Genomic DNA, 1,687 nt, shown 5'->3' on the forward strand with positions numbered 1-1,687 from the left:
ATCAATGGGGAGCAGGTCATAAGCTCACCAAGACACTACTTCAAAGTGTTAGCGGTATCGATGGAACAATACTGCTCGATCCTGAGGGATTCTGCCACGCAATCGGGATCATTCTTGATGGTGAAGCTACCGATGAATGTACACCATCTAGGGGCTCTAGATATAATTCCGGCGTACGCTACGTACAAACAAACAGCGCTCGAAGACTTGCGATCATTGTATCTGACGATCGAACTATCGATATACTTCCGCCTGTCAGGCGTCTGTGCAGCCGCTCAAGAATAGAACAATGTGTCGAAAGATTGGAAGGAGCAACGTTAGACAATTACCACGATCCTCGCAATTGGTTAAATGATCATCGCTTCTATATCAATACTGAGCAATGTGCTCGAATTAATGCTGTGCTTGATAGATTAGATGCCGCTCCAAAACAAGTGGGCCTACTCTATTTTGGAACGGAGAGATTTGAAGCCGATTCTGATATGGACGAAAGCTATCTCACAGACTGATCAAGTACTGCTATACATTGGCTATTGCATTTGTTCGAGGGGCGTAAATGCCCCCTAATTCGCTGGGAAAACTTAAACTTAATCCTTGTTAGTGCTTTTTCTCAATCAACAGGTATGGATGAGACCAGTCAGTAACATCTTCATATGAAACAAACCCATCGTGCTCCAGTGCGCAAACGCCCTTATGGCTGGCTACGTAATCGTATACAGCCTGGCTTTCCAGCCCCTGTAATATGTGCGACAGCAGCTTCCGGCGCATCACATCTGACTTCCTGCGTTTACGCGCTGCCACATCTTTATAGGTTATGTTAAACGGTTGCCCTACCGCATTGGTAACGCATTTACCGTAACGATTGGTTTTAGCTGTGCTTTCGTAATAATCCAGCAGTAAAGCCAGATCTTGCCGTAAAGGTTTCAAAAGACGTTTCCATTGCTCCAGTACCCGCTTTGCTTCTGTCTTACCTAACTCACGGTTCAACAAGCGTCTGGTACTGGATTTAAGCGATAGCGTAACGAACCCGGCGTTGAATACGCTGGAGAACCTAAATTGCTTCACCAATTCTTCAGCAACACACAATATCCGGCAGATATATTGAGTTTCCAGCACCTCCAGCGACTTAGACGAAATTCCAATACTTAATAGCTCATGTCGCAGTATCTCAAGCTGGCATCCCTTGATGTCATAGTTCACACCACGTGCCAGACACGCCCACTTCATTTTAGACGGTAGAGTCTGGAAGCCAGTGCCAACCTCAAAGGATCTCCCGCCAATGTACGCGGTTTTATACGATTGCCTGTAAGACACTATCAACGGTGATTCCTTCACCAAATCCACACCTGTTTCAGCCAGTCGCGACAAGAAGTTAAAAATGAATATTTTGTTCTTCTCAGTGGAACGTTTGCGATGATAAGCAAGTAGTGCATCCAGATTGATTTCAAGCGGCTCAAGGTTGTCCCATACACTCACAACCCGTTCCCTGAAAGCAGCGTTAGGGATATCACGTTTAGACTGCTCATGTTTGGCATGCTGCCCACGATCAATGGCAATCCCAATCAGTTTATCAAATGAGTAACTTTTACGCTTGGTGAAAATATCCGTCAGATAATGGTAGCGATCCTTACGGCTAAGGTATGCCTCGCGGTCGTTGCCAAACAACTTGAATCGCCACGGATAATCT

General features: G+C 45.6%; 1 protein-coding gene and 1 pseudogene. One reads left to right on the top strand and one right to left on the bottom strand.

The features are described from left to right. Window positions 1–509, top strand: a pseudogene (locus tag AB1287_RS22295) (hypothetical protein); the annotation flags it as partial. A gap of 88 nt (window positions 510–597) precedes the next feature. Here AB1287_RS22295 and AB1287_RS22300 read toward each other — a convergent pair. Continuing rightward, the coding region (locus AB1287_RS22300) for a hypothetical protein (protein ID WP_435619142.1) at window positions 598–1,687 on the bottom strand (1,090 nt) is incomplete at its 5' end.

It is taken from the genome of Scandinavium sp. UTDF21-P1B (genome assembly GCF_040750395.1).
GTDB lineage: Bacteria > Pseudomonadota > Gammaproteobacteria > Enterobacterales > Enterobacteriaceae > Scandinavium.